The 20,203-nt window shown below is 58.8% G+C and carries 19 protein-coding genes; 6 read left to right on the top strand and 13 right to left on the bottom strand.

Annotated elements, in window-relative coordinates; all coding sequences use genetic code 11:
- Positions 1–128: 128 nt before the first annotated feature.
- On the bottom strand, positions 129–344 hold the full coding sequence (gene rpsU / locus AC3IUA_RS28110) for a 30S ribosomal protein S21 (RefSeq protein WP_002551877.1): 216 nt from the start codon (positions 342–344) through the stop codon (positions 129–131).
- A 200-nt stretch (positions 345–544) separates the two neighbouring features.
- Between rpsU and tsaD the strand changes: the two genes are divergently transcribed.
- A complete protein-coding gene (tsaD, locus tag AC3IUA_RS28105) occupies positions 545–1,570 on the top strand; it encodes a tRNA (adenosine(37)-N6)-threonylcarbamoyltransferase complex transferase subunit TsaD (protein WP_489358031.1) in 1,026 nt (341 codons plus the stop codon).
- A gap of 55 nt (positions 1,571–1,625) precedes the next feature.
- Here tsaD and plsY read toward each other — a convergent pair whose 3' ends face one another.
- Complete coding sequence (plsY, locus tag AC3IUA_RS28100) at positions 1,626–2,195, bottom strand: glycerol-3-phosphate 1-O-acyltransferase PlsY (protein WP_489358030.1); 570 nt, start codon at positions 2,193–2,195, stop codon at positions 1,626–1,628.
- Positions 2,196–2,269: 74 nt separating this feature from the next.
- On the opposite strand from plsY, the gene folB reads away from it, so the two are divergent.
- Together folB and folK are read left to right on the top strand one after the other, a co-directional pair.
- Positions 2,270–2,623 carry a dihydroneopterin aldolase gene (folB, locus tag AC3IUA_RS28095; RefSeq protein ID WP_489358029.1) on the top strand — a complete coding sequence of 118 codons (354 nt, stop codon included), beginning with the start codon at positions 2,270–2,272 and terminating at the stop codon, positions 2,621–2,623.
- Entirely contained in the window at positions 2,614–3,132 is a 519-nt protein-coding gene (gene folK / locus AC3IUA_RS28090) for a 2-amino-4-hydroxy-6-hydroxymethyldihydropteridine diphosphokinase (RefSeq protein ID WP_489358028.1), read from the top strand. Before folB ends, folK begins: the two co-directional genes overlap by 10 nt.
- Before the next feature lie 98 nt (positions 3,133–3,230).
- Here folK and AC3IUA_RS28085 read toward each other — a convergent pair whose 3' ends face one another.
- The 11 genes from AC3IUA_RS28085 to AC3IUA_RS28035 all read right to left on the bottom strand — a co-directional run bounded on the left by AC3IUA_RS28085 (position 3,231) and on the right by AC3IUA_RS28035 (position 17,412).
- Positions 3,231–4,454 (bottom strand): multifunctional CCA addition/repair protein, encoded by a 1,224-nt coding sequence (locus AC3IUA_RS28085; RefSeq protein WP_489358027.1) that lies wholly within the window; start codon positions 4,452–4,454, stop codon positions 3,231–3,233.
- Positions 4,455–4,517: 63 nt separating this feature from the next.
- A complete protein-coding gene (locus AC3IUA_RS28080; protein WP_489358026.1) occupies positions 4,518–6,080 on the bottom strand; it encodes a SpoVR family protein in 1,563 nt (520 codons plus the stop codon).
- Positions 6,077–7,348: a YeaH/YhbH family protein gene (locus AC3IUA_RS28075; protein ID WP_489358025.1), complete on the bottom strand. Its 1,272-nt coding sequence runs from the start codon at positions 7,346–7,348 to the stop codon at positions 6,077–6,079. Before AC3IUA_RS28075 ends, AC3IUA_RS28080 begins: the two co-directional genes overlap by 4 nt.
- A 200-nt stretch (positions 7,349–7,548) precedes the next feature.
- Entirely contained in the window at positions 7,549–9,471 is a 1,923-nt protein-coding gene (locus AC3IUA_RS28070; protein WP_489358024.1) for a PrkA family serine protein kinase, read from the bottom strand.
- 297 nt (positions 9,472–9,768) lie between these two features.
- On the bottom strand, positions 9,769–10,098 hold the full coding sequence (gene glpE / locus AC3IUA_RS28065; RefSeq protein ID WP_489358023.1) for a thiosulfate sulfurtransferase GlpE: 330 nt from the start codon (positions 10,096–10,098) through the stop codon (positions 9,769–9,771).
- 33 nt (positions 10,099–10,131) lie between these two features.
- On the bottom strand, positions 10,132–11,013 hold the full coding sequence (locus tag AC3IUA_RS28060; RefSeq protein ID WP_489358022.1) for a symmetrical bis(5'-nucleosyl)-tetraphosphatase: 882 nt from the start codon (positions 11,011–11,013) through the stop codon (positions 10,132–10,134).
- Positions 11,013–11,393, bottom strand: a complete 381-nt coding sequence (apaG, locus tag AC3IUA_RS28055; RefSeq protein ID WP_489358021.1) for a Co2+/Mg2+ efflux protein ApaG — start codon at positions 11,391–11,393, stop codon at positions 11,013–11,015. Before apaG ends, AC3IUA_RS28060 begins: the two co-directional genes overlap by 1 nt.
- 122 nt (positions 11,394–11,515) lie before the next feature.
- A complete protein-coding gene (gene rsmA, locus AC3IUA_RS28050) occupies positions 11,516–12,334 on the bottom strand; it encodes a 16S rRNA (adenine(1518)-N(6)/adenine(1519)-N(6))-dimethyltransferase RsmA (RefSeq protein ID WP_489358020.1) in 819 nt (272 codons plus the stop codon).
- Complete coding sequence (gene pdxA, locus AC3IUA_RS28045) at positions 12,331–13,320, bottom strand: 4-hydroxythreonine-4-phosphate dehydrogenase PdxA (protein ID WP_489358019.1); 990 nt, start codon at positions 13,318–13,320, stop codon at positions 12,331–12,333. The genes rsmA and pdxA overlap by 4 nt, the downstream gene beginning before the upstream one ends.
- The gene (gene surA, locus AC3IUA_RS28040) at positions 13,317–14,633 is read right to left on the bottom strand and encodes a peptidylprolyl isomerase SurA (RefSeq protein ID WP_489358018.1); all 1,317 of its coding nucleotides are present in this window, start codon (positions 14,631–14,633) and stop codon (positions 13,317–13,319) included. Before surA ends, pdxA begins: the two co-directional genes overlap by 4 nt.
- The gene (locus AC3IUA_RS28035; RefSeq protein WP_489358017.1) at positions 14,614–17,412 is read right to left on the bottom strand and encodes an LPS-assembly protein LptD; all 2,799 of its coding nucleotides are present in this window, start codon (positions 17,410–17,412) and stop codon (positions 14,614–14,616) included. Before AC3IUA_RS28035 ends, surA begins: the two co-directional genes overlap by 20 nt.
- A 130-nt stretch (positions 17,413–17,542) precedes the next feature.
- Between AC3IUA_RS28035 and AC3IUA_RS28030 the strand changes: the two genes are divergently transcribed.
- The 3 genes from AC3IUA_RS28030 to AC3IUA_RS28020 are packed head-to-tail and all read left to right on the top strand — an operon-like array spanning position 17,543 to position 20,008.
- Complete coding sequence (locus tag AC3IUA_RS28030; protein ID WP_489358016.1) at positions 17,543–18,568, top strand: aminoglycoside phosphotransferase family protein; 1,026 nt, start codon at positions 17,543–17,545, stop codon at positions 18,566–18,568.
- Positions 18,565–19,239, top strand: a complete 675-nt coding sequence (murU, locus tag AC3IUA_RS28025) for an N-acetylmuramate alpha-1-phosphate uridylyltransferase MurU (protein ID WP_489358015.1) — start codon at positions 18,565–18,567, stop codon at positions 19,237–19,239. Before AC3IUA_RS28030 ends, murU begins: the two co-directional genes overlap by 4 nt.
- Position 19,240: 1 nt before the next feature.
- The gene (locus tag AC3IUA_RS28020) at positions 19,241–20,008 is read left to right on the top strand and encodes a DnaJ domain-containing protein (RefSeq protein ID WP_489358014.1); all 768 of its coding nucleotides are present in this window, start codon (positions 19,241–19,243) and stop codon (positions 20,006–20,008) included.
- Positions 20,009–20,203 lie beyond the last annotated feature (195 nt).

The following is a 20,203-nucleotide window of genomic DNA, read 5'->3' as shown; positions in this document are numbered from 1 at the left end:
GACGTGTGAAGCAGGTTGTCTCGGTCGCATCGGCGGCTTTGACGGTGAAGCATCAAGCGATATCCGCAAATGCCAATAGCCCGGCTGAGGGCCGGGCTTGGCAGAAGCTTGCTACGAACGTCTGCGTATTAGTACAGACGAACGGCGCGGCGCTGTTCGCGCTGAACTTTCTTGGCATGGCGCTTAACAGCGGCTGCTGCTTTACGCTTACGCTCAGAAGTCGGCTTCTCGTAAAATTCGCGGCTACGAACTTCAGCCAGAACACCGGCTTTTTCGCAGGAGCGCTTGAAACGACGCAGTGCTACGTCGAAGGGTTCGTTCTCTTTAACTTTGACGGCTGGCATCCAGAGCTACCTTCATTCATTACCGGGGATCAACATCCTCGCGGCATAAATGCACTTGAAGACGTCGGTTTTTAAGGGTTGCGGATGTTAACCCCTCATCGCTCGGAATGCAAAGCCTCTGATCGAAAACCGCTGGTAGGCGCTGTAAGTGGCGACTATTATGCGCGCCTTCGAATTTAGCCTCTACAAGGCGCAAACCCATGCTAGTACTGGGATTAGAAACCTCCTGCGACGAAACCGGCGTCGCACTATACGACAGTGAACGCGGCCTGCTGGCCGACGCGCTATTCAGCCAGATCGACCTGCATCGAGCCTATGGTGGCGTGGTGCCGGAGCTGGCTTCGCGCGATCACGTCAAGCGCATGCTGCCCCTCATTCGCCAGGTTCTGGCAGAGGCCGATTGCGTGGCGACCGAGATCGATGCGATCGCCTACACGGCGGGTCCCGGGCTTGTCGGGGCGCTGCTGGTGGGCGCCTCCTGTGCTCAGGCGCTGGCGTTTGCCTGGGGCATTCCAGCTCTGGGGGTGCACCACATGGAAGGCCATTTGCTGGCGCCGATGCTGGAGGAAAAACCTCCGGAGTTTCCGTTCGTCGCTTTGTTGGTGTCTGGTGGGCATACCCAGCTGGTTCGGGTCGACGGAATCGGCCAATACCAGCTGTTGGGCGAGACGCTCGATGATGCCGCCGGCGAGGCTTTTGACAAGACCGCGAAGATGATGGGCCTGAATTATCCGGGTGGACCGGAAATCGCTCGATTGGCGGAGCAGGGCTTGGCGGGACGTTTTGTCTTCCCGCGTCCGATGTGCGATCGCCCAGGTGTGGATTTCAGTTTCAGTGGCTTGAAAACCTTTGCCTTGAACACCTGGCAGCAATGCGTCAGCGCTGGGGACGACGGTGAGCAAACCCGTTGCGACATCTCGCTGGCCTTCCAGCAGGCGGTGGTGGAGACTTTGACCATCAAGTGCAAGCGGGCGCTGAAACAGGCGGGTCTCAAGCGCCTGGTCATCGCTGGCGGCGTAAGTGCCAACAAGGCGCTACGGGTTTCGCTGGAGAAAATGCTTGGCGACATGAAAGGCGACGTTTACTACGCACGCCCGGAGTTCTGCACGGATAACGGCGCGATGATCGCTTTTGCCGGGTGCCAGCGTTTACAGGCCGGGCAGCAAGAAAGCCTGGCAATCAGTGTGCAGGCGCGCTGGCCGATGGAGCAGTTGTCGCCGCTGTAGGCGGTGGTTTTGATGGGCGCGGCCGAGGAACCTGAGCCGCGTTCATCATCAGAATTTAAAAATGCCGTTCGCGCCCGGCAAACAGGTCGCGTAGATTGCCGCGATGGCGCCAGACGATCAGTGCCGTCAGTGCGCTCATCGGCAGCAAGGCAGCAGGCTCTTGCCAGGCCAGCAGTGGCAGGGTCAGCGGTGTGGCGATCAAGGCGGCCAGCGAGCTGGTGCGGGTGAGGTAGAAGGTCAGTAGCCAGGCGCAAAGGGCCAGGAGAGCAGCCGGCGGGTACAGCCCCAGCAGCATCCCGGCAGCGGTGGCCACACCTTTGCCGCCGCGGAAGCGAAAGTACAGCGGGAACAGGTGGCCGATGACGGCGCATAAGCCGACCCAGGCCTGTTGCTGCAGTGACAACCCTGCCAGGCTGGCGATCAGTACCGGCAGCAGGCCTTTGCAGAGGTCGCCGAGCAACGTCAGGGTGGCGAGTTTTTTGCCCGCTACGCGCAGCATGTTGGTGGCGCCGGCATTGCCCGAGCCACTCATTCGCGGATCGGGGCTGCCGGTCAGGCGGCTGAGCAAAATGGCAAAGGACAGAGAGCCGAGCAGGTAGGCGAGGATCGCCAGTAACCAAAACATGCTAACTATTCCGGGCGAGGACGCCCTGATTCTAACGGCGCATTGCGCCCTTGTCGTGCTGCGGAGAAAAGTGCTTGGACAGAGTGTTTATCGAGGGCCTGGAAGTCGACACAGTGATCGGTGCCTACGACTGGGAGCGGGGCATCCGACAGTGTCTGCGTCTTGATCTGAGCTTCGCCTGGGATAATCGCCCGGCCGCCGCCGGTGACGACCTGACGCTGGCGCTGGACTATGCCAGCGTATCCTCGCGCATTCAGGCGTTTGCCGAGCAGGCACAGTTCCAGCTGGTGGAAACCTTCGCCGAGCGTCTGGCTGAGGTGCTGATGAACGAATTTCATATTCCCTGGCTGCACCTCAAGCTGACCAAGCCTGGTGCAGTGGCCGCCGCCACAGGTGTGGGCGTGGAGATCGAGCGCGGATGTCGCTAACTCAGGTGTTTCTAGGGCTCGGTAGCAATATCGAGCGCAACGCCCATTTGCAGGCGGGGCTGGATGCTCTGGCCGGTTTCCTGGTGGATATGCGTTGTTCGGCGGTGTTTGAAAGCCAGCCAGTGGGCATCAAGAGTGGTCCGTTCTTCAACCTCGTGGTGTCGGCCTACTCCGATCTGCCGCTGATGGAGCTGGATCGCCGATTGAAATTCATCGAGGCGGATAACGGTCGTTATGCACCGGATCGCAAGGGCTTACCGCTGGATATCGACGTGCTGCTCTATGGCGATCTGGTGGGTAATTTCGACGGATTGATCCTTCCTCGCACCGAAATCCTGAAAAATGCTTTTGTGTTGTGGCCGTTGTCATTGATGGCGCCTGACAGGGTGCACCCGGGTGTGGGCAAAAGCTTTGCGGTTTTGTGGAGTGAGGCGCAGATTGACCAGGTTTTGGCGCCTGTGGCGTTTGAGTGGCGTGGGATGCAGCTGACTTCCTCGAACTTGCTCTGAGCCGATAATTCTTCGTTGTATTTCGAATAGCCAAGATCGCAGCCGGCGGCAGCTCCTACAGGGGCCGGGTGTACCAGGCTGCGATCTTTTGATCTGGCTTACTGCTGTTCCTTGTAAGCCTTGAGCGCTTTCAAGCGTTCAGCCTTGAGTGCTTCACCCAGTTCCGGTCCTTTGAAACCTTGCTCCAGCAGTGGCTTTACGGCCACGCTCCGCGCTGCGGTTGCTGCACCGCGCAAATACTCCGCCTGTGGATAACTGCGTTGTTCGAAGCCTTTGCGGCCTCGGGCGTCCATTTCGCAGGCGACGACAAACTCTTCAAAGCGCTGCGGCCGTCTATAGACATCGAAGCTTTGCAGCAGCTCCAGTAAAGTCGAAGGCTTGAGCTCAAGGGCTCGATGTCCATGAGTGTGATATTGGCCAACCAGCAAGGCCAGTTCCGAACAGTCCCTGGGCGCTTTGAAGCGTTCGTTCACCGCCTTGATCAGGCGCAATCCCTTTTGTTCGTGGGCAATATGTTGCGGCCACTGAGTCTCTGGCGTGAGTCCCTTGCCTAAGTCATGGAGCAGGCAAGCCCAGCGTACTGTCAGCGGTTGGGCATGCCTGGCGGTTTGTTCGAGGACGCTCAGGGTATGTGTGCCACTGTCGATTTCCGGATGATGGACTTCGGGTTGTGGCACGCCGAACAGCGCATCAACTTCGGGAAGCAAGACCTTGAGTGCGCCGCAATCACGCAGCACCTGGATGAACACCTGGGGCTGATCTTCCATCAGGGCGCGGGAGATTTCTTTCCAGCTGCGCTCGGCCGTCAGCGCCTCGAGTTCACCTGATTGGCTGAGTTCGCGCATCAATTCGAGGGTCTCGGGAGCGATGCTGAAACCGAGGCTGGCGTAGCGTGCGGCAAAACGAGCGACTCGCAAGACCCGGAGAGGATCTTCGGCGAATGCGGGGGAAACGTGGCGGAGTATGCGGTCATCAAGATCGCGCTGGCCGTGATAGGGATCGGTCAGTCGGCCCTGATTGTCCTCGGCCATGGCATTGATCGTCAGGTCGCGGCGAATCAAGTCTTCTTCAAGGGTGACGTCGGGGCTCGCGTGGAAAGTGAAGCCGCCATAGCCACGACCACTCTTGCGTTCGGTCCGGGCGAGTGCGTATTCCTCGCCACTCTGCGGGTGCAGGAATACCGGGAAGTCGGCACCTACCGGGCGAAAGCCCTTGGCGAGCATTTCTTCTGTGCTGGCACCGACCACGACCCAGTCGATATCGGTAACAGGCTTGCCCAGCAAGCGATCGCGCACCGCGCCGCCGACTTTATAAATCTGCATAAAAAACCTCCGTTAGCTCGACAGGATAAACCTTGCGTCGAACTTTCGGAGGTTTGGCTGGAATCAAAGGTGGATGACGGCCAGGTCCAGGCGGCCGTAATCTCCCTCGCTATGCTCACCTCGTGGGGGGACGTGATGGGTTTTCACTACCTGGTCGCCTTGCAGGGTTTCCAGGTGAATATCGAAACCCCACAGCCGGTGCAGGTGCTTGAGCACTTCATCGGTGGAATCTCCCAGGGGTTTGCGGTCGTGCTGTTGGTGCCGCAGGGTCAGCGAACGGTCTCCGCGCCGGTCGATGCTGTAGATCTGTATGTTGGGTTCACGATTGCCCAGGTTGTATTGCGCTGCCAGGGTTTCGCGGATGATCCGATAACCGTCTTCGTCGTGGATAGCAGGAACCAGCAGATCCTCCTTCTGATCGTCATCGAGGATGCTGAACAGCTTCAGGTCGCGGATCACCTTGGGTGACAGGTACTGCAGGATGAAGCTTTCGTCCTTGAAGCTGCTCATGGCGAACTTGATGCTGGACAACCAGTCGGTGCCAGCGATTTCCGGGAACCAGCGGTAGTCCTCTTCAGTGGGCGTTTCGCACATCCGCCGGATATCGCGGTACATGGCAAAGCCCAGGGTGTAGGGGTTGATGCCGTTGTAATAGGGGCTGTCGAAACCGGGCTGGAAGACCACGCTGGTATGGGAAGTCAGGAACTCAATCATGAAGCCATCGGTCACCAGACCTTCGTCATACAGGTCGTTCATCAAGGTGTAGTGCCAGAAGGTTGCCCAGCCTTCGTTCATGACCTGGGTTTGCCGTTGCGGGTAGAAGTACTGCGCAATCTTGCGCACGATCCGCACGACTTCACGCTGCCAGGGCTCCAGCAGTGGTGCGTGTTTTTCGATGAAATAAAGGATGTTTTCCTGGGGTTCGGCGGGGAACCGCGCATTGTCCTTGTCGCTGAACTTGTCCGCGCCTTTGGGGATAGTCCGCCAGAGGTCATTGATCTGCTTTTGCAGGTGCTCTTCACGGTCTTTCTGACGCCGCCGTTCTTCCTCTGCGGAGATCGGATAGGGGCGTTTGTAGCGGTCTACGCCGTAGTTCATCAGTGCGTGACAGGAATCCAGCAGGTCTTCTACCGCATCAATCCCATGGCGTTCTTCGCATTGCATGATGTACTGCTTGGCGAACACCAGATAGTCGATGATCGAGCTGGCGTCGGTCCAGGTGCGGAACAGGTAATTGCCTTTGAAGAAGCTGTTGTGGCCATAGCAGGCATGGGCTACGACGAGCGCCTGCATGCAGATGGTGTTTTCCTCCATCAGGTAGGCAATGCACGGGTCCGAGTTGATCACGATTTCGTAGGCCAACCCCATCTGGCCACGAGTGTAGGACTTCTCGGTACTGAGGAAGTGTTTGCCATAGGACCAATGGTGGTAGCCCAATGGCATGCCCACGGAGGCGTAGGCATCCATCATCTGTTCGGCGGTGATCACTTCGATCTGGTTGGGATAGGTATCCAGCGCATACCGGTCCGCGAGCCTGCTTATTTCGCGGTCGTAAGCCTGGATCAGCTCGAACGTCCATTCCGAGCCGGTGGATATGGGTAGGCGTTTCTGCTCTCTGGCGGTCATGTCACTAACCTGCGCTGGAAGAGTTCACGGAAGACCGGATAGATATCTCCGGCCGAGACCAATTGTTGCTGAGCGAAAGTGTCGGAAAAGGCTTCGGCGATCCGTTCGTACTCGAACCACAGGGCTTGGTGCTCGCGGGGGGTAATCTCCACATAAGTGTAGTACTGCACAAATGGCATGATCTGGTTGATCAGGATGTCGCGGCAGATAGGTGAATCATCGTTCCAGTTGTCGCCGTCGGACGCTTGGGCCGCGTAGATATTCCATTCGTTGCTCGGATAGCGTTCGGCCATGATTTCCTGCATCAACTTCAAGGCGCTGGAAACGATGGTGCCGCCGGTTTCGCGGGAATAGAAAAATTCCTCCTCGTCGACTTCCCGGGCACTGGTGTGGTGTCGGATGAACACCACATCGATCTTGTCGTAGTTACGCTTGAGGAACAGGTACAGCAGAATGAAGAAGCGCTTGGCGATGTCCTTGGTCGCCTGAGTCATGGAGCCGGAAACGTCCATCAGGCAGAACATCACCGCCTTGGAACTGGGATTGGGCTGTTTGATCAGCAGGTTGTACTTGAGGTCGAAGGTATCGAGAAACGGCACGCGATGAATGCGCGCAATCAATCGCTCGATTTCTGCTTCTGTTTCCTGAATATCGCCGAAGTTATCCGGTTCTTCCCGTTTGAGGCGTGCCAGTTCGTCTCTGGCTTCACGCAGTTTTGCCCGGCTGCTGCCGGACAGCGCAATCCGCCGGGCATGGGCCGAACGCAATGTGCGGATGATATTGATCCGCGACGGGTTGCCCTCGTTGCTGATCCCTGCTCGAACGGTTTTAAAGGTGTCGGTTCCGGTCAGATTGCGTTTGACCAGGTTGGGCAGTTCGAGGTCTTCGAACATGAATTCGAGAAACTCTTCCTGAGTGATCTGGAAGACGAATTCGTCCATGCCTTCGCCGGAGTTACCGGCCTTGCCTGGACCACGGCCGCCACCTCCGCCGGGTGGACGGGGAATATGCTCGCCGCTGGTGAACTCCTTGTTTCCAGGGTGAACCACGGTCTGCTTGCCGCCGCGACCATGATGAAGCACCGGCTCGTCGATATCGCGGCCGGGAATGCTGATTTGTTCGCCGTGCTCCATATCGGTGATGGAGCGACGGCTGACGGCTTCTTCAACAGCTTTCTTGATGTGGTCACGGTAGCGCCGCAGAAACCGCTGACGGTTCACCGTGCTTTTGTTCTTGCCATTGAGACGTCGGTCGATCACATAGCTCATGACTGCTCCTTAGAAGCTGCCCTGCAAGCGGTGAGCGGGTCTGTGACAAACCAACTGCCCGGAGGCGATCATTGGGCCTCCTGAGCCGTTTGTACTGCCAGGACCTCGCTACCGACTTCTGACACCTTCCTGGAACCTGTGTACCAGATAATCCTGACACAGGCTCCGGGCTAACGACAACCGGTGCGACCGGTAGCGGGTTACTGTGATTTTCTGACCCGCAGGTACCACTCGGAGAGCAGTCGTACCTGTTTGTCGGTGTAGCCGCGCTCGACCATGCGTGTAACGAAGTCGTTGTGCTTTTGCTGATCCTCTTTGCTGGCCTTGGCGTTGAAGCTGATAACCGGCAGCAGATCCTCGGTGTTCGAGAACATTTTCTTCTCGATGACCACCCGCAGTTTCTCGTAGCTGAGCCAGGTCGGGTTTTTGCCATTGTTGTTGGCCCGGGCGCGCAACACGAAGTTGACGATTTCGTTGCGGAAATCTTTCGGGTTGCTGATACCGGCCGGTTTTTCGATTTTCTCCAGTTCTTCGTTCAGTGCCACGCGATTGAGGATCTCGCCGGTTTCCGGATCGCGGTATTCCTGATCCTGAATCCAGAAGTCTGCGTAGAGCACGTAGCGGTCGAAGATGTTCTGACCGTACTCGCTGTAGGACTCGAGGTAGGCGGTCTGGATCTCTTTGCCGATAAACTCGATATAGCGCGGTGCCAGGTACTCTTTCAGGAAGCGCAGGTAGCGTTCACGGGTTTCTGCCTGGAACTGTTCCTGTTCGATCTGCTGTTCCAGTACATAAAGCAGATGCACCGGGTTGGCGGCGATCTCGTGAGGGTCGAAGTTGAAGACTTTCGACAGGATCTTGAACGCAAACCGGGTCGACAGACCATTCATGCCCTCATCGACACCGGCGTTGTCGCGGTATTCCTGAATCGATTTGGCTTTCGGATCGGTGTCCTTGAGATTCTCGCCGTCGTACACGCGCATTTTCGAGTAGATATTCGAGTTCTCCGGCTCTTTCAGGCGCGAGAGTACGGTGAACTGTGCAAGCATCTTCAGGGTGTCTGGCGCGCAATGGGCCTTGGCCAGCGAACTGTTGAACAGCAGTTTGTCGTAGATCTTCACTTCGTCGCTGACCCGCAGGCAGTACGGTACTTTGACAATGTAGATCCGGTCGATGAAGGCTTCGTTGTTCTTGTTGTTACGGAAGGTGTGCCATTCCGATTCGTTTGAGTGGGCCAGCAAGATCCCGGTGAACGGAATGGCCCCCAGACCTTCGGTACTGTTGTAGTTACCTTCCTGGGTCGCTGTCAGCAATGGGTGCAGCACCTTGATCGGTGCCTTGAACATTTCGACGAATTCCATCAGGCCCTGGTTGGACCGGCACAGGGCGCCTGAGTAGCTGTAGGCGTCTGCGTCGTTCTGCGGGAATTCTTCCAGTTTGCGGATATCGACCTTGCCCACCAGAGCAGAAATGTCCTGGTTGTTTTCGTCCCCAGGCTCGGTCTTGGCGACCGCGATCTGATTGAGGATCGAAGGGTAAAGCTTGACCACCCGGAACTGGCTGATGTCGCCGCCAAACTCGGCCAGGCGTTTGGTGGCCCACGGCGACATGATGGTACTCAGGTAGCGCCGCGGAATACCGAAGTCTTCTTCGAGGATCTGGCCATCTTCCGTGGCGTTGAATAACCCGAGAGGTGACTCGAAAACCGGTGAGCCCTTGATGGCGTAAAAGGGTACTTTCTCGATCAGCTGTTTCAGCTTTTCGGCCAAGGATGACTTACCGCCACCCACTGGGCCAAGTAGATAGAGGATCTGTTTCTTCTCTTCCAGGCCCTGAGCGGCATGGCGGAAGTAGGAAACGATCTGATCGATGCATTCCTCCATGCCATGGAAGTCTTCAAAGGCCGGATAACGGCGGATCACCTTGTTGGAAAAGATACGCGACAGGCGCGAGTTGGCAGAGGTATCCAGCAACTCAGGCTCGCCGATTGCCAGCAGCAGGCGTTCGGCTGCGGAGGCGTAAGCGCTGCGATCCGTTTTGCACAGCTCTAGATACTCTTGCAGCGAGAGTTCTTCCTGGCGTGTGGACTCGAAGCGTTGTTGGAAGTGGCTAAAGATACTCATGACGTCACCTCGCTCGATACGTGGAGCCGACGCCGGATCAGTCAGTCGATGCTGGCAAGCAGCTGAATATGCAGCTGCTGTTTACCCCCCAGAACACCTCCAGGGCTTACAACCCCGAAAGCTACTCCCGATGACCCGCGCGCCGGTGTACCGGCTCTCCCCTGTTTTGGATGGCCTGCGCTTAAGGATAGTTCGGAATCCGGGAGGTAAAGGCGCAATGCGTAATTAGTTGTGGCAGACCGTTCGTCTGCCACCGCGCTAGCCCACGGGGGCCGGGGCTTGCGCGCTGGAAAAAAATTATTCGGAAGTGCCTTGCGCCGTTTCCGAAGGATAAGTCGTACGCCAGAGCTCGAAACCGCCATCCATGCTGTAGACGTCGGAGAACCCCTGGCTGATCAGGTAAGCCGCGGCGCCCTGGCTGGAATTTCCGTGATAGCAGACCACTACCGTTGGCGCGTCGAGGTCGGCGCCGGTGATGAAGTCGTGCAGGGAGTGGTTGTCCAGATGCTTCGAACCGCTGATGTGCAGCGCGGCAAAGGTTGCCGGATCGCGGACATCGACCACTACCGCACCCTGTTCACGCAGGGCTTGGGCTTGTTCGGGCGGGATGCGTTTGAAATCGCTCATGGCGGGCTCCTGTAGCCTGGCTGAAAGCGCCGTTCAGCGCTTCGCGGTGGCCGGCAATTGTTCGGGGGTAGTGTGGGCGACGTGTGGATTGACATGGCCCAAGGCATCGCACTTGCACTGCAAACGTTCACCGGTGTCGATATTCAGCAGCGTCAGGGCACCGCCCCAGACGCAGCCAGTGTCGAGGGCAAAGATGCCCGGTTCGTGGCATCGCCCTTCAAGGGCTGCCCAGTGACCAAAGACGATCTTCAGGCCCTTGGTCTTGCGCTCTTTGTGGCAAAACCAGGGGGCATAACCCGGTGGTGCGGTATCCGGGCCTTCCTTGCCCTTGAGGTCTAGTTTGCCATCGGCGGTGCAGAAGCGCATGCGAGTGAAATAATTGGTGATCATTCGCAAGCGGGCAGCGCCCTTGAGGTCATTGTCCCATTTCACCGGCTCGTTGCCGTACATGCCATCCAGATAAGGTGCGAATAGGATGTCGTCATGCAGGGCCGCTTCGACTTCCGCCGCGCATTTCAATGCTTTGCGCAGCGACCACTGAGGCGGTATGCCGGCGTGGACCAGCAGCATGTCGCGCTGTTCGTCGTAGTGCAGCAGTTTTTGCTGGCGCAACCACTCGAGCAGCTCGCCGCGATCAGGCGCTTCGAGGATCTCGCGCAGGGTGTCGGCTTTCTTCAGGCGTTCGATATTTTGTGCGACGGCCAGCAGGTGCAGGTCGTGGTTTCCCAGCACGCACACCAGCGATTCGCGGATGCTGTAGAGAAAACGCAGGGTTTCCAGCGACTGCGGGCCGCGGTTGACCAGGTCGCCGACCAGCCAGAGACGGTCCTTGGCGGGATTGAAGGCGACACGCTCAAGCAGGCATTGCAGCGGTTCAAGGCAGCCTTGCAGGTCGCCGACGGCGTACACCGCCATTAGTGCAGGGCTCCGGGCACCGCGAGACGAAATGGCGCGATGATAGCGTCGAAATGTTTGCCGTCTTCGGCGAGCATCTGGTAACTGCCCTGCATGGTGCCTACGCGGGTGGTCATCACCGTGCCGCTGGTGTAGGTATGGCTTTGGCCCACCCCGATCAACGGTTGCTGACCGACCACGCCCGCGCCACGGACCTCCTCGACGTGCCCGTCGCCATCGGTGATGACCCAGTGCCGTGAGAGCAACTTGGCCGGCAGCTGGCCGTTGTTCTTGATGGTAATGGTGTAGGCGAAGGCAAAGCGATCTTGCTCGGGTAGCGATTGTTCTGCCAGAAAGCGGGTGACGACGCTGACGTCGACCTGATAACGAGGATCGGACATGCAAGAGGCCTTAAAAACAAAGCGGAGCGCGGGACATAACTGATGAGATCAGTCTAGGCCAAGTATCGGGTAGTAAACCAGACATGGCGCCTGGTGTCTTACCCGAAAACGATCATGGCGTGTCAGCTGAGGCTGGACGTCTCGACGACTTGCTCACCCAGCTTGTCGGCCAGGCGGACAAAGGCGGCCAGGTCGAGCTGTTCCGGGCGCAGACTGCCATCGACGCCGGCGGCTTCAATCTCGGCATTGCTGAGCAAAGCCTTGAGGGTGTTGCGCAGGGTTTTGCGGCGCTGGTTGAAGGCTTCGCGAACGACGCGCTCGAGCAGGCGATGATCCTTGGCCGGGTGCGGCAGAACGGCGTGGGGCACCAGGCGGACAATCGCCGAATCGACTTTTGGCGGCGGGTTGAATGCGCCCGGCCCGACGTTGAACAGGTGTTCGACCCGGCAGTGGTACTGAACCATGATCGACAAGCGGCCCCAGTCACCGCCGCCAGGGCCTGCTGCCAGTCGCTCGACCACTTCCTTTTGCAGCATGAAGTGCATGTCGCGGATCAGGCTGGCGTTGCGCAGCAGGTGGAAGATCAGCGGGGTGGAGATGTTGTACGGCAGGTTGCCGACCACTCGCAGGCTGTTGGGCGCGGCATTGAGGCTGGTGAAGTCGAACTTCAGGGCGTCGCCTTGATGCAGGTTGAAATTGCTTTTGCCGGCGAACTGCTGATTGAGGATCGGGATCAGGTCCTTGTCCAGCTCCACCACATCAAGCTGCGCGCCGCTGTTGAGCAAGCCTTCGGTCAATGCACCCTGGCCCGGGCCGATTTCCAGCAGGCGGTCTTCAGGGCGGGCATGAATGGCGCGCAGGATACGGTCGATCACCCCGGCATCGTGCAGGAAGTTCTGGCCGAAGCGCTTGCGCGCCCGGTGTTGGTAATGCTCGGTCATAAACGGGTCTCGGCCATCTGGTAGGCGGTTTCCAGGGCGACTTGCAGGCTGCCGGTATCGATTTTTCCGCTACCGGCCAGATCCAGGGCGGTGCCGTGGTCGACTGAGGTGCGGATGATCGGCAGACCGAGGGTCACATTGACTGCGGCACCGAAACCTTTGTATTTCAGTACGGGCAGCCCCTGGTCATGGTACATCGCCAGCACTGCGTCGCAGTGCTCCAGATATTTGGGGGTAAACAGAGTGTCGGCAGGCAGGGGGCCGCGTAGATCCATGCCCTCACTGCGCAGACGCTCTAATGTAGGTTCGATGATGTCGATTTCTTCATGGCCCAGATGCCCGCCTTCACCGGCATGCGGGTTGAGCCCGCAGACCAGGATGCGCGGCTGGGCAATGCCGAATTTTTGTTGCAGGTCGGCGTGCAGGATCCGCGTCACTCGCTCCAGGCGTTCCGGGGTGATTGCATCGGCAATCTGCCGCAAGGGCAGGTGAGTGGTGACCAGGGCCACGCGCAGACCACGGGTGGCGAGCATCATCACGACTTGCGCAGTGTGGGTCAGGTCGGCGAGGAATTCGGTGTGGCCCGAGAACGGTATCCCGGCCTCGTTTATCACGCCTTTGTGCACTGGCGCGGTGATCATGCCGGCGAAATGCCCGTCGACACAGCCTTGGGCTGCGCGAGTCAGGGTCTGGAGCACGAACCCGGCGTTTGCCTTGTCCAGTTGCCCGGCAACGACTTTGGCCTGTAGCGGGGTGTCCCAGACATACAGGCTGTTAGCCGGTGCCGGTGAGTCCGGCCAACTGTCTGGGGTCACCGCCAGCAGGTCGACAGCCACGCCCAGTTGCGCGGCCCGCTCAAGGAGCAGGTCGCGGCTGGTAATGGCAATCAGAGGGTGTGGCTGGGCTAGCGAGGCGAGCAGCAGGCACAGGTCTGGACCTATGCCGGCCGGCTCGCCGGGGGTCAGCGCGAAACGCTTGGGTTTCACTGCTGTGCCTGGTCAGCGCCAGGAAGCTTGATTTCAACATAAGCTTCGTCACGGATCTGACGCAGCCAGGTTTGCAGCTCCTCGTCGTATTTGCGGTTACGCAGTACGGTCATCGCCTGCTGTTCACGGGCCTGGCTGGTGCTGTCGGTGGCACGACGGCCAAGGACTTCCAGAACGTGCCAGCCGTAAGGGCTCTTGAACGGTTTCGACAGCTGACCCTGGGGGGCATCGGCCATTACGGCGCGGAACTCGGGCACCAGGGAATTCGGGTCGACCCAGTTCAGGTCGCCACCGTTAAGGGCGGAACCCGGGTCTTCGGAGAAGCTTTTCGCCAGTTCAGCAAAGTCTTCGCCGGATTCGATCCGCTCGTAGAGTTTCTCGGCCAGGCGTCTGGTTTCTTCTTCGCTGCGAATTTCGCTGGGTTTGATCAGGATGTGGCGGACATGGACTTCGTCACGCACCTGAGTCTGGCCACCGCGTTTTTCCAGGATCTTCAGGATGATGAAGCCGCCTGGGGTGCGCATTGGCTCGGTGATGTCACCCACCGACATCCTGCTGAGCATGCGATCGAATGGAGGTGGCAGTTGCGCCGCTTTACGCCAGCCCATGTCGCCGCCTTCCAGCGCGGTCTCACTGGCGGATTTGGCGATCGCCAACTGACCGAAGTCAGCGCCTTGCTTGAGCTGCTGATAAACATCGGCAGCCTGACGCCCGGCAGTCTGGATCGCTTCAGAGTTGGCGCTTTCCGGGGTCGGGATCAGGATGTTGGCCAGGCGGAACTCTTCGGACAGCTGCATCTTGCCCAGGTCCGAGGCGAGGAAGTTCTTCACTTCCTGCTCCGTTACCTGGATGCGCTCAGCCACTCGACGCTGACGGACCCGGCTGATGATCATCTCGCGGCGAACCTGCTCACGAGCATCTTCGTAAGACAGGCCGTCACGGCTCAGGGCGGTGCGGAACTGTTCCACGCTCATGTTGTTGCGCTGGGCAATGGTGCCGATCGCCTGGTTCAGTTCTTCATCGGTGATGCGGATGCCGGAACGCTCGCCGATCTGCAGCTGCAGGTTTTCGACGATCAGACGCTCAAGCACCTGCTGATCCAGTACGCCAGCTGGCGGCACGGCAGCGCCGCGCTTGGCGATGGTTTGCTGGACTTCATGGACCCGTTGGTCCAGTTGGCTTTGCATGACCACGTCGTTATCGACGATGGCCACCACCTTGTCGATGGACTGCACGGCGGCGTTGGCCGCGGTACCCAGTAGCAATACACCCAGCAGCAGCGGGCGCAGAGAATCAGAAAGCTTGGTCTTCACGTTCACGATAACCTTGAATGCCTTTGTCGAGGAAGCTCTCTACTTTGGTGCCAACAACGCCACCAAGCCCCTTCAGAACAATTTGGAGGAAGACGCCATGGTCGCCTTTTTCGTTTTGCGGAGCGTCTTGACTGAACTCGTCATAGTCGATCCAGTAACGGTTGATCAGGCGCAGTTTCCAGCAGCAGTTGTCGTACTCGAAACCACCGAAGGCTTCCAGGGTACGGTTGCGGTTGTAATCATACTGCCAGCGGCTGATGGCGTTCCATTGCGGCACGATCGGCCACATCACCGAGAAGTCGTGCTGTTTGATTTTGTAATAGTCCTTCACGAAGCCTGGTTGGCCTTCAACACCGTAGTCGCCGCCGCCAACCTGCCACTTGCCGGTGGACTGGTCGTAACGGACCTGGTCGTTGCGATAACGATAACCGGCGTTGATGATCTTGTTCGGGTTGTCTTCCGGCTGGTAGTGGAACATCGCGCTGCCCGAGCGAGGGCTGCCGCTGTCCGGATCCCAGTTGTAGTCAGCGGTGGCGCGCCAGTCGCGGTTGAAGCGGTACGCATACTCAAGCGCGTAGGGTGAAACGCTGGAGTGTGCATCGTCGCGGGTTTTTGCATCGATGCCCGGCAACTGAACTTCGCGGTCCTTGAAATACAGGGCCTGGCCGACGCTGATGGTTTGGCGTTCAAAGCCATTTTCTTCAATCCAGCGGTTGGTTATGCCCAGCGACAGTTTGTTTTCGTCGCCGACACGGTCGGAGCCGGTGAAGCGGTTTTCGCGGAACAGCGAGGAGTAGTTGAATGTACTTTCGCCGGTGTCGAATACCGGGATGTCGCTCTGGTCTTCCTCGGGTACATAGAGATAGAACAGGCGAGGTTCCAGGGTCTGGCGGTAGTTCTTGCCGAACCACTGGGTATTGCGGTCGAAATACAGGCCACTGTCGAAACTGGCAATCGGCACGCCACGGTTTTGATTCTGGCTGAAGGTACCATTGAGACGATCAGCTTCGGCATTCTGCAAGGCTATCTGGTCTTTACCTGTTCCGTCGAGGTCAAGATCGTACTGGGTGTATTTGTACTTGAGCGATGGCTTCAGGAAGCCATAGGTCCAGTTGAGCGGCAGGCTGACGCCCGGCTCGAGGTCGAGACGATTGCCGTTGGCGCGTGCCAGACCCTGAATGTTGTTATCGAGTCGTGGCGCTGCGACACCATCTTGATCAATGTAGTCGCCGTCCTGCAAATCCCGATCAAACCGCACGATTTCTGTGTTGTACGCGAAATTCAGCCCGCCTGGTTGGTACGGCAATGCACCGTTGAAGGTGATCTGCGGCAAGCGGTTATACGGCGTGATATCCGAAACAGTCGCCAGCTCATAGGCATGTGCGTTGATCCGCGCGGTGTAGTTGTCGCCTCGGTAGCTGACGGCACCTTGCTGATTCACGAATTCGTTGGTTTTGATACCAATCTGATCACTTTCCAGGTCCTGGAAGTAATACGGATCGCTGATGTCGGTGTAGTCGACTTCAGTCAGCACACGCGAATCCAGCCCGCCCTTGTGCTGCCAATTGAGCATGTAACGGGTTTTTTCGTAGTCGGACTGCAGTTTGCGGTCGTCATTCTCGTCGTTGAGGTAAGCGCCGCCGAACTGACCTTCGCTGCCCTTGGTCAGGTAACGGAACTCGCCTTCCATCAACAGCCCGCGCTTGCTCATGTAGCGCGGATACAACGTGGCATCGTAGTTCGGTGCCAGGTTGAAGTAGTACGGGGTGACCAGCAGGAAGCCGGTATCGCTGCCGGTGCCGAGAGTCGGCGGCAGGAAACCGGACTGGCGACGGTCATCGATCGGAAAATAGATGTACGGGGTGTAGAGCACCGGGATGTCTTTGACCCGCAGGGTCACGTTGGTCGCGGTACCGAAGCCGGTCGCCGGGTTCAAGGTGATGTTGTTACCCTTGAGCTGCCAGGCGTTGCTGTCCGGTTCGCACGTGGTGTATGTACCATCCTTGAGGCGGATGATGGCGTTCTCGGCACGCTTGGCGTACAGCGCGCTGCCGCGCACGCGCGACTTGTGCAGCACGTATTCAGCGTTGTCGACCTTGGCTTCGCCGGTGTCGAGCTGCACATCGGCGTGGTCGCCGACCAGCAGCGCGCCATTGTCGCGAACGCGAACGTTGCCGCTCAGCTCGCCGCGGTTTTCCGCCTGGTACAGGCTGGCCTCGTCGGCTTCGGCCTGCATGCTGCCCTGGCGCATGACCACGTCACCGGCCAGGGTTGCGACTTGTTTTTCCTGCTCGTAACGCGAGGCTTTCGCGCCGATAAAGGTCGGAGCGTCTTTTTTATCCGTCTTGTCATTCATGCCAGGACGAATCGGTTCGACATAGGAACCAGAGCAATAAGGACCGGTTTCGGCCAATTGCGCAGCGGTGAGATTCTCGCGGGGGACCCAGTCGAGGTGGCTGTAGTCGGCACTGCGCGACTGCAGGCCGCGGCCCTTGGCCTCGGTGACCAGTGTGGTCTTGGCAGCTGTTTCGTCGCTTGCGCCGCTGTCTGCCGGGGTCTCGCCCGTAGCACTGACCGCGTCTGCGCCATGCACGGGACGTGGAGGTAATTGAGCGGCATTGGTTTTCGGCGCGCAGTCCCAGGCACCCGAAGCAGAGACTGAGCAGTCATACTGTTCTGCGGCGACTACGAACTGAGTGGCCAGAGGTTGCAGGGCCAGCAGACTGCCGGTAACCAACAACGGAAATTTTTTACGAAACGCGGGGGATTTCAATGCCATCTTATTAGTCCGGGCTTCCTGCGTGCCATCTGCCCGCGGTGGGGGCCGCACGCCTCTCGATGGTCTGAAAAAGATGCTGGATAATAAAGCATGACCCGCTTGACGGCTAGCGCCGTCGGAGACCCTTGCAATGCCTGATCAAGATGTACGCTTGCAACACCTGAAAGTCTGGCTCGATGAGCAATTGGCAATCCTCTATACCGCGCAAGGCTGGGGCTCCGTGCCCCCGGCTACATTGACTGCGGCCAGCAGCGACGCGAGTTTTCGGCGGTACTTCCGCTGGGAAGGGGAGGGTCGCAGCTTCATCGTGATGGATGCACCGCCGCCCCAGGAAAACTGCAAACCCTTCGTCGATATCGCTGACTTGCTGGCGACATCCGGAGTAAATGTGCCGAAAATTTACGCACAGGACCTGCCGCGCGGGTTTCTTTTGCTCAATGACCTGGGCAACAAGACCTATCTGGACGTGATAAACGGCGAAAATGCCGACAATTTGTTTAAGGACGCCGTGCAGGCATTGCTGGCCTTTCAGCAGTTGCCGATGGACGCTCCTCTGCCGAGTTATGACGTGGCGTTGTTGCGTCGTGAGCTGGAACTCTTTCCCGAGTGGTACGTGGGACGTGAGTTGGGCATCCAGTTTGACCAGGAGCAACGGGTGCTCTGGCAACGGCTCAGCGACCTGTTGATCGACAGTGCCCTGGCCCAGCCCAAGGTATTGGTGCATCGCGACTATATGCCACGCAACCTGATGCTCAGCGAGCCGAACCCGGGGGTGCTGGATTTCCAGGACGCGGTCTATGGGCCGGTCACTTATGACGTGACCTGTTTGTTCAAGGATGCCTTCCTCAGTTGGCCAGAGGCTCGTGTACGGGCCTGGCTGGAAAACTATTGGCAACAGGCCAGTGCCTTGGGGATTCCGGTGCAGGCGGATGTCGAAGATTTCCTGCGTGCCAGCGACCTGATGGGCGTGCAGCGTCATTTGAAGGTGATCGGGATCTTTGCCCGTATCTGCCATCGCGACCGCAAACCACGTTATCTCGGCGATGTGCCGCGCTTTTTTGCCTACATAGAGGCCGTCGTGGCGCGCCGCCCCGAGTTGGTCGACTTGGCCGAGCTATTGACCAGCCTTCGCCAGCCGGTCGGGACTTGCGTATGAAGGCAATGATTCTGGCGGCGGGCAAGGGCGAGCGCATGCGTCCGCTGACTCTGACCACGCCCAAACCACTGATTCGCGCTGGCGGAGTGCCATTAATCGAGCACCACCTGCGGGCGTTGGCGGCGGCAGGATTTACCGAGGTTGTCATCAATCATGCCTGGCTCGGCCAGCAGATCGAGGACTACCTGGGAGATGGCTCGCAGTTCGGGCTAAGCATCCAGTACTCGCCGGAGGGCGAGCCGCTGGAAACGGGTGGCGGTATTTTTCGCGCGTTGCCGTTGTTGGGGGACGAGCCGTTTCTGGTGGTCAACGGCGACATCTGGACCGACTACGACTTCTCGGCGTTGCGCCAACCGATTACCGGCCTTGCCCATCTGGTGATGGTCGACAACCCGGCGCATCACCCGAACGGGGGCGACTTTTGTCTGCAGGACGGGCAGGTTCGCGACGCCGAACCGGGGGCGGCGATGCTGACCTATAGCGGTATCTCGGTGCTGCATCCGAAACTGTTCGCGACCTGCATTGCCGGGCCTTTCAAATTGGCTCCGTTGCTGCGCGAGGCCATGGCGCAAGGGCAGGTCACAGGTGAACACATGCAGGGATGCTGGATCGATGTCGGCACACTGGAGCGTTTGGCACAGGTCGAACAACTGCTAGAAGCGAGCCGCTGATATGTTATGGCCAGGGACTCTGATCGGAGCCGGAGCGGGGTTTTTCATAGCCAGCATTCCGGGGGCCATGCTCGGTGCATTATTGGGACAGGCACTGGACCGACGGTTACAACTGCAGGACTGGGCGCAACTGCGCGAACGTTTGGGTGGACGTGCGGCGCTGCGCAATGATGAATTGTTGTTCGTCTTGTTGGGGCGCCTGGCCAAGTGCGATGGCCAAGTGGTCGAGGGCCATATCCAGCAAGCTCGTCAGGAGATGCGTGCGCTGGAAATGAGTGAGCCGGCGCAGCAGCGGGCAATCGCTGCGTTCAATCGAGGCAAGACCGGGCATGACCACTTGCGTAATTATTTGCGGCGCCTGAGTGCTCAGCCGCATGCGGCAGAAGGAGTGTTGCGCGCCTGCTTGCGGATGGTCTGGGCCGATGGTCGGGCCAGCAGCGCCGAACGAGAGTTGATCAAACTGTGGGGCAAATGGCTGGGCTGGACATCGCAGCAGGTGCAAGCGCTGGCCAATGAGTACCAACCGCATAGAAAACCACTGATTAATAGTAGCGGAGCTTATCAAGAGGCAATGCGAGTGCTGGGGGTCTCGACCACCAGTGAGCCCTCGCAGATCAAGCGTGCCTACCGGCGCCTGCTCAGCCGGCATCACCCGGACAAGATTGCCGGCAGTGGGGCCAACCCGTCGCAGGTGCGGGAGGCGACCGAGAAGACTCGCGAGTTGCACAACGCGTATGCGTTGATCCGTCAGCGGCGGGATTTTCGTTAGCAAGCAAAATTTGCAGTCAAGAAAAGAAGCGCCGAACGCAAAACCTGTGGCGAGGGAGCTTGCCCCCGCTCGGCTGCGCAGCAGTCGTAAAGTAGGGGACCGCGGTGTGCCTGATACAACGCGATTGCAGGTTTTAGGGCCGATACGCGCCCCAGCGGGGGCAAGCCCCCTCGCCACAAGTGCTCACAAGACTCT

The sequence above is a fragment of the Pseudomonas sp. KH_050 genome, from assembly GCF_057838875.1.
This window is presented reverse-complemented; position numbering and strand designations above follow the sequence as displayed.